Consider the following 15,921-nt stretch of genomic DNA (forward strand, 5'->3'; position numbering starts at 1 on the left):
AGGGAGAGGTTGGATGTCTAAAGGTAATATAGAATCAATGAAAATCGGTGCAGCTTACGTGGGTGTTATTGTAGGTGCCGGCTTTTCAACAGGTCAGGAAGTTTTGAAATTTTTCACGAATTATGGTATTTACAGCTATTTTGCAATACTTATTTCTGGAATTATGTTGACGTTCTTTGGCCGTCAGATCAGTAAGGTTGGTTATGGATTAGATGTAGACAGCCATGAACCAACGATTACATACCTTTTTGGTGAAAAATTTGGTAAAATCATTGACTATATTTTAGTGTTTTTCTTATATGCAATATCGGTGATCATGGTCGCAGGATCAGGGAGTGCGTTTCATGAAAGCTTTGGGATACCGATATGGTTAGGTTCGTTACTTATGATTATTGCTGTAGTAGGTACGTTGCTGATGGACTTTAACAAGATTGTCAGAGCACTTGGAGTTGTAACGCCATTCTTGATTGTCGTTGTAACAATTATTGCAGTTTATTTCTTCTTTAAAGGGCATGTGCCATTAAGCGAAGTAGATAAATACATCGATCCTTCAAAGCAGCCATTTAAATCGAAGTTTCTTCCAGAAAGTTCACTTTGGTGGTTCTCCGGCTTAAACTATGGTGGCTTAGCATTTGCTACTGGCTATAGTATGTTAGCTGCAATTGGTAGCGATGCCTCGAAGAAACATATTGCAGGCCGTGGTGCCTTTATCGGTGGGATTACATTACTTGTACTATTATTGATGGTAAACTCTGGCTTACTGAGTGAACTGGAATTAGTTCAAGATTCAGCGATTCCAACTTTAGTGTTAGGACGTATGATTCATCCGGTGCTTGGTATAGCATTAAGCATTATTATGCTGATGGTAATGTATAATACGATTGTCGGTTTAATGTATTCGTTTACAGCACGCCTGACAACACCTTATTCAAAGCAGTATATTATATTGCTCATCGTATCGATGGTTATTGGTTATGCTTTAAGTTTTGTTGGCTTTGTAGAGCTTGTAGGAACAGTTTACCCAATAATGGGCTATGTAGGGTTATTACTATGCCTAGGACTGTTATTTAAATATATTAAGCGTAAAAAGGCAGGGAAAAATCACATCGCGTAAGCGTTGTGTGTTCCCGGCTTTTATTTATATCGACGGATAATAATGTTACAATTAGCGTAGATTGAAGGGAATAACAATGAAGAAAAGATACTTATTAATTATAATTTTAGTTGCTTTAACTGTGATGGCGTTTGCATTAATATTTGGATGGTATAAAAAAGAAAATCCCGCATTAAATCATGATACGGTATTCGATGAACTTGGTGTGGCAATGAATGTTAAGCTGATTTCTGACGTCCAATATGGCAAAGATGCACCAAACTCACAAATGGATATTATTATGCCGAAGAAAATTAAATCAGGAGACAAATTACCGCTTATTATATGGACACATGGCGGGGGATATATCGCAGGTGATAAAAAACATAAAAATGCCTATCTTGCACGTATTGCAGAGCGGGGCTTTATTATTGCAAATATGAACTATGCGCTTGCACCTGCCCATAAATATCCCGTACCTTTAATTCAGGAAAAGCAAGCTGCACAGTTTATGAAGCGTAATACATTCCATCTTCCGATTGATTTTAATCAAATTATTATTGGCGGAGATTCAGCAGGAGCACAAATTGCAGCGCAGTTTGCAGCAATTCAAACGAATGAATTATTAAGAAAAGAAATGCAGGAAGAAGCGGTCTTTGCCCCGGACGATATTAAAGGGGTAATATTATTTGGTGGATTATATGATATGGATACGGTAAGAGCAACAAAATTTCCACGAATTGAAGATTTTATGGAAAGCTATACTGGAGAAAAATATTGGGAGCGCGAGTTTAAACAGATTGATCAGATGTCTATTACGCAGCAAGTAACAGGAAAGTACCCTCCAACATTTCTGACAGTAGGAGATGCAGACCCATTTGAAAGTCAGGCAATAGAACTGGTCAAAGTGTTGCAAGAAAATAAAGTACCGAATTCGACCTCATTTTTTGATGGCTCACATCGATTAAGACATCAATATCAATTTCATATGAATCTAAAGGAATCTCAAATAACATATGATAAAGTGATTAAGTTTCTGAGCACGTTTACTGATCAAGCATTGTACAATACGTTAGAAGAAGAACCGCTTACAACGAAAACGAAATAGCAGGAGGAATGCACCTTGAAAGATAAAGTATTACTCACAGGCGCAACAGGATATATTGGTAAATATATATCAAGTCAATTGGCAGCACAGTATGATATTTATGCGATGAGTAAATACCCGAGCGAACCATTAGAAGGCGTCACCTGGCTTACTGGCGATATGTTCTCTTTGAATGACTGTATTGATGCGATGGCCCACGTAGATTTTGGAATATACTTTATTGATCCCAATAAACGTTCCAGCAGAATGAACGATACAAAGTTTCGTGATATCAATGCTATCAGTGCAGATAATTTTGCACGTGCTGCAGAGATTGCACAATTGAAAGCAATTTTCTATGTATCTGGTACAACAGAAGATCAGGAAACATTGAATATTCTGCGTAGCTACAAAACACCGGTTCATGCCTCAGTCACATCAGTTAAACGTAAAGGTGTTGTTGCACAAACACAGAATTCAGAAATCAATGATGTGAGAAGTATTCAACGTACGTTGATGCCGTCAAACTGGTCGGTAGCTGACTTGAGTCATCATTATTTTAATTGGTTGAGTGATATGGCCTTTAATATTATTAACGTAAAACGTCAAGATAATGTATATACGATTTATGCAGCGGGCAAGCATGTACTTACGTTATCTGAGGATGAAGGAAAAAGTGATGAAAACAGAATGGTTTATAAGATAACAGACGGTGCATTATACAAAAATACACTAACAAGTCGTGCACGTATGGAGTTTAGAAGATTGAAGCACACTGACACCCTTATCATTGCACTTCATGATTACGAACCTACGATACCATGGCTCATCTATATATTGATACAATTACCGGTGTATCATCTTTCAATGAAAATCTTTGATGTTGAGATGCGTATTGCTCGCTTTCAGGAAGATAAAGCAAATGGTATAGAAAAACAGTATACAAAGTAACAAACGGCTGTATAATACAGTCGTTTTTTTGGAGGTTCATTTACATTTTTATATTACATTTTTGTAAAGAATGTAAAGAAGGTTTATTATATCAACGGTTTGCATACGCTTACTTTACAGACTTAATACATTTTTAACAAAACGCTATTAAAAGTTAACAATTTCCTTTAAAATAGCGATGTAGAGAACTATGGTGAAAATATTAGGAGGCAATATCATGTTTAATAAGAAGAAAGATAAATTTGCGGTTCAATTAGAAGCGATGGCAGAGAATCTAGATCGTGCTGCTGTAGCATTTGGTGACATGACATTTCACAATGCGTTTGATTTAAAGAAATATGCGGATACAATTAAAGCCTATGAAACAAATGGTGATGAACTGATGCACCAAATGATTTCAGATTTAAATCAAACATTCATCACACCGATTGAACGTGAAGATATTCTTGCTCTTTCAAATGCAATTGATGATGTTATGGATGCTATGGAAGAAACATCAGCAATGTTTGAAATGTATTCAATTGAATACTCAGATGAGTATATGGCTGAATTTGTTCAGAACATTCAAGGATGCGCAAAAGAAATTAAGATTGCAGTGACGCTCGTTGCTGAGAAGAAGTTATCCCATGTGCGCGTACATTCGATTAATATTAAGGAACATGAAACAAACTGTGACGGTATTTTAAGACAGTCAATTAAACATATCTTATCTGTAGAAACGGATCCGTTAACTGTGATGAAAGTAAAAGATATTTATCAGTCTTTAGAGGATATTGCTGATAAATGCCAGGCAGTTGCGAATATACTTGAATCTATCATTATGAAGAATAGTTAAGGAGCATTTTTATGGAACCGATTATTATTTTTACATTTGCGATTGTGTTCTTCGCGTTAGCTTTTGATTTTATCAATGGTTTTCACGATACGGCGAATGCAATTGCAACTGCAGTCTCAACGAAAGCTTTGAAGCCTCGTCATGCGATATTGATGGCAGCTGTACTGAACTTTGTAGGAGCAATTCTTTTTCATGGGGTAGCGAAGACGGTTACGAAAGATATTGTAGACCCATTTACGTTACAAAACGGTCAAGTGGTCATCCTTGCGGCATTAATCAGTGCGATTACATGGAACTTAATCACATGGTATTTTGGGATTCCGAGTTCGTCGTCACATACATTGATTGGATCAATTGCAGGCGCTGCAATTGCATCAGGTGGTTTTGGAATTCTGGAATATGCAGGATTTACGAAGATTATTGTAGGGTTATTGATTTCACCATTACTTGCATTTATCGTTGGTTATATCATGTATACAATTATTAAAACAGTATTTAAGAATGCAAACTTAACGAAAACAAATCGTAATTTCAGATTCCTGCAGATTTTCACAGCAGCAGCGCAAGCTTTTGCACACGGGTCTAATGATGCGCAAAAAGCGATGGGTATTATTACGATGGCATTAATCTCAGCCGGGATGCAGACCGGAAGTACTGAACCTCAGACATGGGTACAGCTTTCATGTGCAGCAGCGATGGGATTAGGTACAGCAGTAGGAGGATGGAAGATTATTAAAACAGTTGGTGGTAATATCATGAAGATTCGTCCAGCCAACGGTGTTGCAGCAGACTTATCATCTGCATTTATCATCTTTGGAGCAACACATTTTCATCTACCTGTATCCACAACGCACGTTGTATCCTCTTCAATTCTAGGTGTGGGATCAAGTCACCGTGTTAAAGGCGTGAAGTGGACGACAGCACAGCGTATGATTATTACATGGGTGATTACATTGCCGATTTCAGCCATCATTGCAGCGATTATCTATTTTGTTGTTAACTTCATTACACATATTTTTTAATTAAATCATACATATTCGGGTAAACTGTTAACAGTTTATCCGAATTTTTTTAGGAGGGATAAGGATGGAACATATAGTATTTGTACATAGTGCAAGTGAACAAACAAAAGAGAGTGGTAGTAATCCTTTGCTGAGAACGATTCCGCAAGGTGAGTACGTGTGGCATAAGCACCGCTATCCAAGAGACAAGGGACAGGTCTATGAATTATGGGTGGAACCATTCATTGAAAGTTTGAATGAAATTGATGATCATGAACCTGTCACCTTAATTGGGCACTCGTTCGGTGGCACTGTAATTATGAAGTACTTAACTGAAAATCAAGTGACACAAAAAATTAAACAAGTGATTCTTATCGGGTCCCCTTTGTTTGGCTGCGATGACAAGTTTAGCGATGAGCAGAATAAGTTAAGAGAAGATGCAGAGGACTATATCGATGTACCCATTACGCACATTCAGTCTGTTGATGATGATCGTGTAGACATCAAACACCAAATGTGCTGGCAACAACAATTTCCACAAATGAATATCATTACAAAACAATTCGGGCAGCACGAATTTCATGATGGTATAGATGAATTGAATCAATTACTTTAATTAGAGGAATAAAGATAAATAAAGTGCTAGCTTTATTTATCTTTATTTTTTATTTCAAACGAAAGCGTTTACAGTTTGTTAATTTTATATTACCATACTTGTATACAAGTAGGCGGAGGTAAACCATGATACCTAAACAATGGATGGATCAACTTTCAACAGGAGAGCAGATAGCATTAGATTTGAGGTATAAGATTATTTCTAAGCAGATTAAGGATGGAGAGAAGCTTTCAGAGAATACATTAGCTCAGATGTACAAGATGAGTCGTTCACCCGTAAGAGATGCGGTAAAAATTTTATCTAATGATAAATTGATTCGTTTAGAACGGATGGGTGCAGTGATAATGGCTTTATCAGAAAATGATATAAAAGAACTTTATGACATGAGACTGATGATTGAAAGCTTTAGTTTTGAAAAGATCAGAAAAAAGGATATATCTAAAGTCGTACTGGAACTCCATAAGAAACTTGAAATGATGAAAGTAGCGGTTAAATTTAATGATGCTGCGGAGTTTGCTATGCAGGATATTCTTTTCCATCAGACGATGATCGAAAGTATTCACCATAAGCAATTAGAAAAGTTATGGATGAGCATTAAACCGACAATGCTGATACTGAACCTAATTTCGATGGAGGAAAGAATGAAGTTTAATAAAGGTGATTTTGAACGCATCTTTAAGAATCATCATGAATATATCACGACTGTTGAACAAAGAGATAGAAAAGGTTATAAAAAAGTACTTCATATGAATTTTGATGATGTTCATGAAGAAATAGATGATTTATTCTATTCTCAAACGAAGGAGGAAAATTAATGTTTAAAATAGGTGTAGATATCGGTACGACGAGTACTAAAGCGGTAATCTATAAAAATCAAGGTGAGATAGTGGGTGTACATCATGTGGAGTATCCATTATTAACACCTACTACAGATACAGCGGAGCAACATCCGAATGACATCTTTGAAGCGGTTTTAGAAACCATCCGTATGGTTGTGAAAAAAGCAGAAGCCGCTAAAAATGAGATTGATTTTATTAGCTTTTCTAGTGCAATGCATAGTTTGATCTTGATGGATGAACATAATAAACCACTTACTAATAGTATTACGTGGGCAGATAATCGGAGTTATCAGTATGCAGAAAAGCTGAATCGTGAACATGATGGTCTTGCTATCTACCACCGTACAGGGACACCGATTCACCCGATGAGTCCGTTGACCAAAATGTTATGGCTGAAAGAAACGGAAACCAAGCTTTATCAGTCGACTAAAAAGTTTATTGGAATAAAAGGTTATGTGTTCTATCAACTCTTTAAGAGATATATCGAAGATTATTCAATATTAAGTGCCACGGGTATATTTAATATTCGCCAGCTTGATTATGATGATGCTGTGCTCAAGCTTTTAGAAATAGACAAAAGTCAGTTATCTGAAGCTGTAGATACGACGACACTGTTAACAGGAATAGATAAGCAATATGCGGATATCATGAATATTGATGTCAACACACCATTTGTTATCGGTGCGAGTGACGGTGTACTTAGTAATCTCGGTGTAGATGCATTTAAGCCTGGAGAAGTTGCAGTAACTATTGGCACAAGTGGAGCGATTCGCACAGTAATTGATCAACCGAAAACAGATAGTCAGGGGAGATTGTTCTGCTATGCTTTGACAAAGGACAAATGGGTCATTGGCGGTCCTGTGAATAATGGTGGTGTCGTCTTGCGCTGGATACGTGATGAATTTGCTTCAAGTGAGATTGAGACAGCAAAGCGTCTCGGTGTCGATAGCTATGAAGTATTGACTAAGATTGCTGAACGCGTGCCACCAGCGAGTAATGGCTTGATCTTTCATCCTTTTCTTGCAGGAGAACGTGCGCCACATTGGAATGCAAATGTGCGTGGCTCATTCTTTGGATTAACCCTCTCGCATAAAAAAGAGCATATGATTCGTGCGGCACTTGAAGGTGTCATCTTTAATCTCTATACGGTTTATATTGCGCTTTCCGTGTTGATGGATGAAGAAGTAAAGACATTAAAGGCAACAGGAGGATTTGCAAAAAGTGCACTATGGCGACAGATGATGTCCGATATTTTTGAACATGAAGTGATTGTACCGGAGAGTATCGAAAGTTCTTGTCTTGGTGCTTTTATTCTCGGTCAAATTGCAATTGGAGAAAAAGATAACTTTGACCATGTCAGTGCTATGGTTGGTGCAACAAAGCCACATCAACCGATTCAGCAAAACGTATACATCTATCGCGAGGTATTACCGATTTATATTAAGATGACACAACAATTGATGGAAACATATGATGACATTGCTGCGTTTCAAAGAAAATATGAAAAGAGGGAAGTATAATGGATTTTATCGTACAACAATGGCCGTTATTTACAGTCGCTATAGCTATTATTATTCTACTGGTCTTAATTATGGGACTCAAACTTAATACGTTTATATCATTAATCATCGTCGCTTTTTTAACGGCACTTATGCTAGGGATTCCTTTAGATAAAGTCGTCGCTACGATTGAAGCAGGAATGGGTGGGACACTTGGACATATTGCGCTCATCTTTGGTTTAGGTGCGATGCTTGGGAAGTTGCTTGCTGATGGTGGGGGAGCAACGAGAATTGCACATACGCTCATCGATAAATTTGGACTAAAACATATTCAGTGGGCTGTTGTTGTGGCATCCTTCATTATAGGGATTGCACTATTCTTTGAAGTCGGTCTTGTATTACTGATTCCGATTGTGTATACCATTGCGAAAGAAACGAAACTACCCGCACTTTATTTAGGTATTCCTATGGCTGCAGCACTTTCTGTAACGCATGGTTTCTTACCGCCACATCCTGGACCGGTCATGATTGCAAAAGAATATGACGCAAACCTTGGTGAAGTATTAATATATGGCTTTATCATTGCGATTCCTGTAGCAATCATTGCAGGCCCGTTATTTACAAAGTTTGCAAAGAAAATTACGCCGACAGCATTCACACGTGAAGGAGACATCTCGTCTTTAGGTAAAAACGTGAATTTCAAAATTGAGGAAACACCAGGATTTTTCATTAGTACACTTACAGCATTATTTCCTGTATTATTAATGCTGATTTCCACAATTGTTAAATTAATGGTAGAAGCACAAGGAATAAATGTAAATGGATTGATCAAGGCCATTTACCTAATTGGTGATGCATCTACTGCCATGCTGATTTCAATATTGATTGCTGTAATCACAATGGGTCTCTCTAGAGGGCGCAAGATGAAAGATGTGATGCAGTCGGTTACAGATGCAATCTATCCAATTGGGATGATGATTCTGATAATCGGTGCAGGTGGCGCATTTAAACAGGTATTGATTGATGGTGGCGTAGGTAAGCATGTCGAAACATTATTTACGCATTCAGACTTTTCACCGATTCTGTTAGCTTGGCTTGTTGCAGCAGTACTTAGAATTGCATTAGGATCTGCGACAGTTGCTGCGATTTCTACGACAGGTATCGTTATTCCGTTGCTTGAAGCGTCTGATGTGAATTTAGCATTGGTTGTTCTTGCAACAGGTGCCGGGAGTGTCATCGCATCACATGTGAATGATGCAGGATTCTGGATGTTTAAAGAATATTTCGGGTTATCCATTAAAGAGACAGTGCTGACATGGACGCTTCTAGAGACGATCATATCTGTGAGTGGTCTCGTCTTTATTATGATTTTCAGCCTGTTTGTATAATCAAATCGCTCGTAAATGTAAGTTGTAAACTGTATAATCATTATATAACACTAATTAAATGAGGGATTATATGAACAATTATTATAATGCACAACCTGTGACACGCGCATCAGCGTATCGTCAAACGTTTTTATTCTTTATGTATTACTGGATTATCTTTGCGGTAGGAACATATTTAGGACAATTTGTGCCAGCGGGATTAAGATTTACGGTTTCTATGGCAATTTTTGCACTTGTAATGTTATCGTTATTCGTGCGTGCTTCACGTAAGTTTGGATTCTTAATTTCTAACTTAATGGCGTTTGGGATGGGGATTGTAAGTTACGGTACATTTATGTACTACATGTCAACGTTAGGTGAAGCTGCATTCTATCAAAACGTTGCACTTGCTGTAGGGGCATTCTTAGCCTTTGGTTTAGTTGGATACTTTGTAGTAGGAGATGCATCTAACTTAGGGCGTCTATTATTCCCAGCATTAATCGCATTAGTATTTGCAAGTTTCTTAGGCATATTCATTCAAATTCCAATGTTCCAGATGGTGATTACAATTGCAGGACTTGCAATCTTCTTCTTGTATACAGTATATGACTTTAACCGTTTAAAACAAGGAAACTTCTCACCACAGGAGATGGGATTTAGCTTATTTATCAACCTATTGAATATCATTTTAGATATTTTACGATTAGCAAGTATTTTAAAAGATTAAAGGCATGCGCCTTTAATCTTTTTTGTGTAATGAAGGATTAATGTGTATAATAATGACATAAATTATTGAAAGAGAAGTGTATATTATGGGTCGTAAATGGAACAACATTAAAGATAAGAAAGCTGCAAAGGACAAGGATACAAGTAGAATCTATGCGAAATTCGGTCGTGAAATCTATGTCGCAGCAAAGTCTGGAGAGCCAGATCCTGAATCGAACCAAAACTTGAAATTCGTTCTTGAACGTGCGAAAACATACTCTGTACCGAAACATATTATTGATCGTGCTATCGAGAAAGCTAAAGGCGGTGCAGAAGAGAACTACGATGAACTACGCTATGAGGGATTTGGTCCTGGTGGTTCGATGTTAATCGTAGACGCCCTTACAAATAACGTTAACCGTACAGCGAGTGACGTTCGTGCGGCGTTTGGTAAGAACGGGGGGAATATGGGGGTATCCGGTTCAGTAAGTTATATGTTTGATAATACTGCAGTGTTTGGATTTGATGGTAAGAGTGCAGATGAAACGCTGGAAATTCTGATGGAAGCAGATATTGATGTACGCGATGTAATAGAAGAGGACGGGCACGTTATTGTCTATGCAGAACCTGATCAATTTGCAGCAGTACAGAACACATTGAAAGAAGCAGGGATTGAAGAATTTACTATAGCCGAACTTTCAATGGTCCCTCAGACTGAATTAGACTTATCCGATTCGGACTTAGAAGTATTTGAAAAGTTAGTAGACGCGATTGAAGATTTAGAAGACGTACAGACTGTACACCATAATGTAAATGTATAATTTGTAAGCACTGAAGCGATTTCAGTGCTTTTTTAGGAGGAATTATGAATAAACAGGATTTTATAGAGACATTGCAATTACAACCACATCCAGAAGGGGGCTATTACTATGAGACATATCAATCTGAACTTAAGATAGATGATAAAAGACTATATACAAGCATCTATTTCTTGCTAGAGTCAGGAAATATTTCACACTTTCATCGTATACAGTCGGATGAACTGTGGTATTTCCATGCAGGTGATTCACTGACGATTCATATGATTCATCCTGATGGGAGTTATCAGTCTGTTAAACTTGGGCTCGATGTGAAAAAAGGTGAAGTGCCACAATATCTAGTACCAAAGAACACGATATTTGCATCTACAGTTGAAGGAGAAGATAGATGGAGTCTCGTTGGCTGTATGGTCGCACCAGGATTTACATTCGAGGGCTTTGAACTGTTTACGCAAGATGAACTGATAGAGTGGTACCCGAGACACCAAACGATTATCGAAAAATATGCATTAAAGCACAAGGGGAATGTATAATGAAAAACAAAAAAATTACGCCATTTATGATGTTTAATGGAAAAGCAGAAGCGGCAATTGAATTTTATACCGCTGTATTTCGTAATAGTGAGATCATTTCTATGATTAAGTATGATGAACAAGGACCAGGTGCACCCGGGACGGTGAATCATGCAGTGTTTACAATTCATAACGAACAGTTTATGGCAATTGACAACGCGAATGGTACAGATATTCCTTTTACGCCGGCGCTAAGTTTTGCGGTTGAATGCGAATCTGCTGAAGAGATTGAATTCTTATATGATCAGTTAAAGGAGGATGGACAAGTGCTGATGGAACTTGCGCCGATGCATCCAGTGTCAGAGAAGTTTGCATGGGTAGCTGATCAGTTTGGTATCAACTGGCAATTAAACCTATCCATTGGATGATAGCACCTTATTGATAAGGTGCATTTTTTTATACTTACTTTAATATTTGTTATGATGAGAGAAAGGAGCTGAGGATATGGATTTAGGTTTAAAGGGTAAAGTAGCTATAATTACAGGTTCAAGTAAAGGTATCGGTAAGGAAACTGCGACGGTATTAGCTGCAGAAGGTGCTCATGTAGTGATTGCTTCCCGTCATGAAGACGAACTGATTGATGTTGCAAAGGAAATTAGGGAGCAAACAGGTCAAGAAGTATCTTATCAAGTATGTGATGTTACGAAGGAAACGGACTGTAAACAATTTGTTCAAAAAGCAATCGATACGTATGGAAAGCTTGATATACTCATCAATAATGCAGGAAGTGCGTTTGCTAAAAATTTCGAAGATGTTTCGCTGGATGACTGGCAGGATGATCTTGACCTCAAACTATTCGGTGCGCTTCATATGTTACATGCAGCATTACCAGAACTTAAGAAGAATGGGGGCGCCATAGTCAACCTTACAGCCATTGCTGGCAAAAACCCTCCAGCCGATACAACACCAACCTCTGTCACGCGTGCAGCAGGACTTGCATTGACGAAGACATTAAGTAAGGATCTTGCACAGTATAATATTCGTGTGAACGCTGTATGTATCGGTCTGATTCGCAGTGGTCAGATTGAAAAACGCTGGCAGGAGGAAGCACCTGAAAAGCCTTGGGAAGAATATGCAAGAGATCCTAAGTTTGAAATTCCGATTGGTCGGATTGGTGATACTAGAGAAGCGGCGAATGTCATTTCATTCTTAGTAAGTGATGCAGCAAGTTATGTTACGGGTACTGCTGTAAATATCGATGGTGGTAAATCACCAAGTCTTTAATGAAGATAGCATCGGGATATTTCCTGATGCTATTTTTTTTTGTCAAAAGGTTGACGAATGCTGTATTAAGTGTATTATATTATATAGTACAGTTAATACAGTAGAACGGAGAGGTTTTATGATATCAATCGACAATAGGAGTCGTATTCCGATATATGAGCAGCTTATCAATGGATTTAAGCTTCAAATTATGAATGGCGTTCTGCTACCGGATGAAAAGCTGCCGTCCGTGAGACAGCTTGCGCAAGAGTTAACCATTAATCCGAACACTATTCAAAAGGCATACCGTGAACTAGAACATCTAGGTTACACCTATTCAGTCCCAGGTAAAGGAAGCTTTGTAAACACCATTCAAAATGAGATGAATAAGGAGCGCATCAACATGTTAACAGAGACATTGCATAAAACAGTGCAGGAATTACTATTTCTAGGTCTGACGAAAGAAGAGATTATAGCAGCAATTGAAAACATGAGGGGTGAGCACGATGACAATCAAACTGAATAAGGTCAGCAAGTCATTTGGAAAGTTCAAAGCGGTGGATGAAGTTGACTTAATAATAAAGCAAGGTTCAATTCAAGGGTTACTTGGAAGTAATGGGGCAGGTAAGACAACATTGCTCAAGCTAATTGCAGGTATCTATAAAAGTGATACTGGACAGATTACAGTAAATGATATGGATATATTCGAAGACATCCATTATAAGGCGCATATGATCTTTATCTCTGATATTCCTTATTTCTTTGGACATGCGAGTCTGGATGAGATGTCTGAGTTCTATAAAATGATGTTTCCCGATTTCAGTGAAGAACGATACAAACAGCTTGTAAAAGTGCTTAATATGAATCCATCTAAGAAGATTGCAAAGTTATCAAAAGGTATGCAGCGTCAATGTGCATTTATACTAGCGATTGCAGCACGTCCTAAAGTTATGCTGCTGGATGAACCGTTTGATGGATTAGACCCGATTGTCAGACATACAATCAAGAACATCTTGATTCAGGATGTTACTAATCATGACATGGCTTTGTTCGTGTCTAGCCATAATTTAAGAGAAATGGAAGATTTCTGTGATGCGGTAACTTTGATGCATGAAGGACGCGTATTGATGACACGTGACCTTGATGACTTAAAAGGAAATGTAGCTAAAATACAGATGGCTTTCAGCACATTACCTGATGAATCATTCTATAAAGGGATGAATGTTATCGAGAAAGTGACTAAAGGACGTGTAGTTACTTGTATCGTAAAAGACAACCTAGACAGAGTAGAAGAATATATTACAACAGCAGATCCACTGCTCTATGATATATTACCGCTCACATTAGAAGAAATCTTTACATATGAATTGGGAGGTTACGGTTATGCAATTGAAAACATCATTGTGGAATAAAGCGCTGTTCAGAAACTTATCACGCAATATCATGTTTTTGACGGTAATTAATATCATCTGTACATTTATTTTAGTGCCGTTCTCCTATTTTATGATGGATGTTGAAGGTACGAATAATATTAGTAAGTATATTATCGGCTCATTAAATACAGCAGGGCTATATTTCTTTGGCGCAATGATTTATGCAGGATTAAGCGGTATTTTTATTACCTATTTCTTTAAAGGGCAAGGTGCATCTGACTTTATTCATAGTCTGCCGATAAAACGTTATCGTATTTTAAATACAGTTTACCTAACATATTTTACGCATGTGCTCCTCAATTTATTGATAAACGGTGTTATCACATTAATATTCGGGATTAAATTTAATGGCATAAATATTGAGAAAGTGCTGATATGGGTGCTGTTAAGTTTACTCATTCATCTGTTTATCTTTAGTTTAACTGTATTGTTAGGCTTATTGATAAATAATTACTTAAGTCATACTGTTGGGACGATAGCACTGCTTATTTCCCCGGTAATTATGGGAACACTAATCTATACAACGCATATGGTATTATTCAAAGGTCTTTCGGAATATCCTACTGTGCTGCTTAATGATATTACGATACCTGTAAAATTTATGGAATTCGTGATTGCAGATCGCTATCACTTTGTCTATTTGATCGTGGTGTTTGTAATATCAATCGTCATGATTGCACTTTCTTATTATGCATATATGCGACGTAAGAATGAGCGCATCAATGAACCTTATGCGAATCAGTTTATCTATTTGATTATTTATTTTATTATGCTGTTTATAGCGACCATGCTAGGAGGATTGATATTCAGCTCATTATTTAGTGAGATGAAGATTATATCACTCATCATCTATGCAATCGCATTTACAGTTGCGTTCATACTAATGGAAATGATTTCACAAAAGTCTGCTCGAATCACTTTCGATAAGCGACTTTATATCACTTCGTTCGCGATTGTAGCTGCTGCGTTGATATTAGTTTTTATTTCAGGATATATGCGTGAACAATTTATACCTGATAAAAAAGAAATCTCATCTGTCGCAACAACTTTTGAAGATGCTAATCAAATATACATGAATCAAAGTTTGCTGAACGATACGAAAGTAAGCAATCAAGCATTTATTGATAGTGTTGTCGATGCGCATAAACAATTAAAGAACGCAAAAAAAGGTGTATATAACAATGATGTAGCAGTCCGTACGATACATATTCAGTATATTATGAATAATGGTCGAGTAGTTGATAGAAATTATGAAGTCTTTGAAAAAGATTATGATAACTACATTAAGCGTGTCAATACAGAAGACAATATGAAAGCGCTAGTCACTGCACTTGATCTTAGTAAGCATAAAAAAGATCAAATTTCTATTACCCATGAAGTGAATAACGATTCATTTACGGGTGACAGCATGAATAACAAACAAAAAGAAAAGCTTATAAAAGTTCTGGAAACAAGTATTAAAGAAAGAAGTTTTAATTCAAATCTTGAAGCAGGAAAAACAAAGTATAGTATTACTTTCGATTATGAACATGTTAAATCGAATGGAATGGTTACCGAGTCTGGAAGTTATGACGTTCCGATTTCGATATACGATACGAAGTTAATACAATTTCTAATTGATGAGGAAATCATCTCTGAGCCGAGTGATGTACTAAAAGATGGCAACGTATATGAACTTCCACGAAAAACATCTTTTGAACATGTCAGAAATATTGAAACGATAAATGAAGTAAAAGGTGCGAAAAAAATAGACAGAAAAGAATTTAAACGCATGGTAAACGCACAGCAGATTGATTCAAAAGGGCAACGAATCTTCGTTATTGATAGCCCGGAAAAATCATTTATATTTATAAAATAAGCAGGGAACTCCCTGCTTTTTGTTATAATTTATATGAGGAGGTG

General features: G+C 37.2%; 17 protein-coding genes. All 17 read left to right on the forward strand.

The window, feature by feature from the left end:
* Positions 1–13: 13 nt before the first annotated feature.
* The 17 genes from QA539_RS02280 (at position 14) to QA539_RS02360 (ending at position 15,877) form a co-directional block, all read left to right on the forward strand.
* Positions 14–1,114 (forward strand): YkvI family membrane protein, encoded by a 1,101-nt coding sequence (locus QA539_RS02280; RefSeq protein ID WP_219493904.1) that lies wholly within the window; start codon positions 14–16, stop codon positions 1,112–1,114.
* Positions 1,115–1,190: 76 nt separating this feature from the next.
* On the forward strand, positions 1,191–2,201 hold the full coding sequence (locus QA539_RS02285; RefSeq protein ID WP_419895368.1) for an alpha/beta hydrolase: 1,011 nt from the start codon (positions 1,191–1,193) through the stop codon (positions 2,199–2,201).
* A gap of 15 nt (positions 2,202–2,216) precedes the next feature.
* Entirely contained in the window at positions 2,217–3,131 is a 915-nt protein-coding gene (locus QA539_RS02290; protein ID WP_283727166.1) for an NAD-dependent epimerase/dehydratase family protein, read from the forward strand.
* 217 nt (positions 3,132–3,348) lie between these two features.
* The gene (locus QA539_RS02295) at positions 3,349–3,966 is read left to right on the forward strand and encodes a DUF47 domain-containing protein (protein WP_219493910.1); all 618 of its coding nucleotides are present in this window, start codon (positions 3,349–3,351) and stop codon (positions 3,964–3,966) included.
* Between the two features lie 11 nt (positions 3,967–3,977).
* On the forward strand, positions 3,978–4,988 hold the full coding sequence (locus QA539_RS02300; protein WP_219493912.1) for an inorganic phosphate transporter: 1,011 nt from the start codon (positions 3,978–3,980) through the stop codon (positions 4,986–4,988).
* Positions 4,989–5,052: 64 nt separating this feature from the next.
* Positions 5,053–5,583: an alpha/beta fold hydrolase gene (locus QA539_RS02305; protein ID WP_219493914.1), complete on the forward strand. Its 531-nt coding sequence runs from the start codon at positions 5,053–5,055 to the stop codon at positions 5,581–5,583.
* Positions 5,584–5,708: 125 nt separating this feature from the next.
* Positions 5,709–6,398, forward strand: a complete 690-nt coding sequence (locus QA539_RS02310) for a GntR family transcriptional regulator (RefSeq protein WP_419895369.1) — start codon at positions 5,709–5,711, stop codon at positions 6,396–6,398.
* Entirely contained in the window at positions 6,398–7,942 is a 1,545-nt protein-coding gene (gene gntK, locus QA539_RS02315) for a gluconokinase (RefSeq protein ID WP_419895370.1), read from the forward strand. Before QA539_RS02310 ends, gntK begins: the two co-directional genes overlap by 1 nt.
* On the forward strand, positions 7,942–9,309 hold the full coding sequence (locus QA539_RS02320; RefSeq protein WP_219493920.1) for a gluconate:H+ symporter: 1,368 nt from the start codon (positions 7,942–7,944) through the stop codon (positions 9,307–9,309). The genes gntK and QA539_RS02320 overlap by 1 nt, the downstream gene beginning before the upstream one ends.
* A gap of 70 nt (positions 9,310–9,379) precedes the next feature.
* Positions 9,380–10,015 (forward strand): Bax inhibitor-1/YccA family protein, encoded by a 636-nt coding sequence (locus QA539_RS02325; RefSeq protein WP_012656316.1) that lies wholly within the window; start codon positions 9,380–9,382, stop codon positions 10,013–10,015.
* A gap of 85 nt (positions 10,016–10,100) precedes the next feature.
* The gene (locus QA539_RS02330; protein ID WP_086038139.1) at positions 10,101–10,814 is read left to right on the forward strand and encodes a YebC/PmpR family DNA-binding transcriptional regulator; all 714 of its coding nucleotides are present in this window, start codon (positions 10,101–10,103) and stop codon (positions 10,812–10,814) included.
* A 44-nt stretch (positions 10,815–10,858) separates the two neighbouring features.
* Entirely contained in the window at positions 10,859–11,344 is a 486-nt protein-coding gene (locus QA539_RS02335; protein ID WP_419895371.1) for a cupin domain-containing protein, read from the forward strand.
* The gene (locus tag QA539_RS02340; protein WP_219493927.1) at positions 11,344–11,751 is read left to right on the forward strand and encodes a VOC family protein; all 408 of its coding nucleotides are present in this window, start codon (positions 11,344–11,346) and stop codon (positions 11,749–11,751) included. Before QA539_RS02335 ends, QA539_RS02340 begins: the two co-directional genes overlap by 1 nt.
* 76 nt (positions 11,752–11,827) lie before the next feature.
* A complete protein-coding gene (locus QA539_RS02345) occupies positions 11,828–12,607 on the forward strand; it encodes an SDR family NAD(P)-dependent oxidoreductase (RefSeq protein WP_419895372.1) in 780 nt (259 codons plus the stop codon).
* 118 nt (positions 12,608–12,725) lie between these two features.
* The gene (locus tag QA539_RS02350; protein WP_086038145.1) at positions 12,726–13,112 is read left to right on the forward strand and encodes a GntR family transcriptional regulator; all 387 of its coding nucleotides are present in this window, start codon (positions 12,726–12,728) and stop codon (positions 13,110–13,112) included.
* Positions 13,093–13,998, forward strand: coding sequence for an ABC transporter ATP-binding protein (locus QA539_RS02355; RefSeq protein ID WP_086038146.1), 906 nt, complete (start codon positions 13,093–13,095; stop codon positions 13,996–13,998). The genes QA539_RS02350 and QA539_RS02355 overlap by 20 nt, the downstream gene beginning before the upstream one ends.
* The gene (locus QA539_RS02360; RefSeq protein WP_419895373.1) at positions 13,970–15,877 is read left to right on the forward strand and encodes a hypothetical protein; all 1,908 of its coding nucleotides are present in this window, start codon (positions 13,970–13,972) and stop codon (positions 15,875–15,877) included. Before QA539_RS02355 ends, QA539_RS02360 begins: the two co-directional genes overlap by 29 nt.
* The last annotated feature ends 44 nt before the right edge of the window (positions 15,878–15,921 follow it).

The organism is Macrococcus psychrotolerans (genome assembly GCF_038095555.1).
GTDB classification, from domain to species: domain Bacteria; phylum Bacillota; class Bacilli; order Staphylococcales; family Staphylococcaceae; genus Macrococcoides; species Macrococcoides psychrotolerans.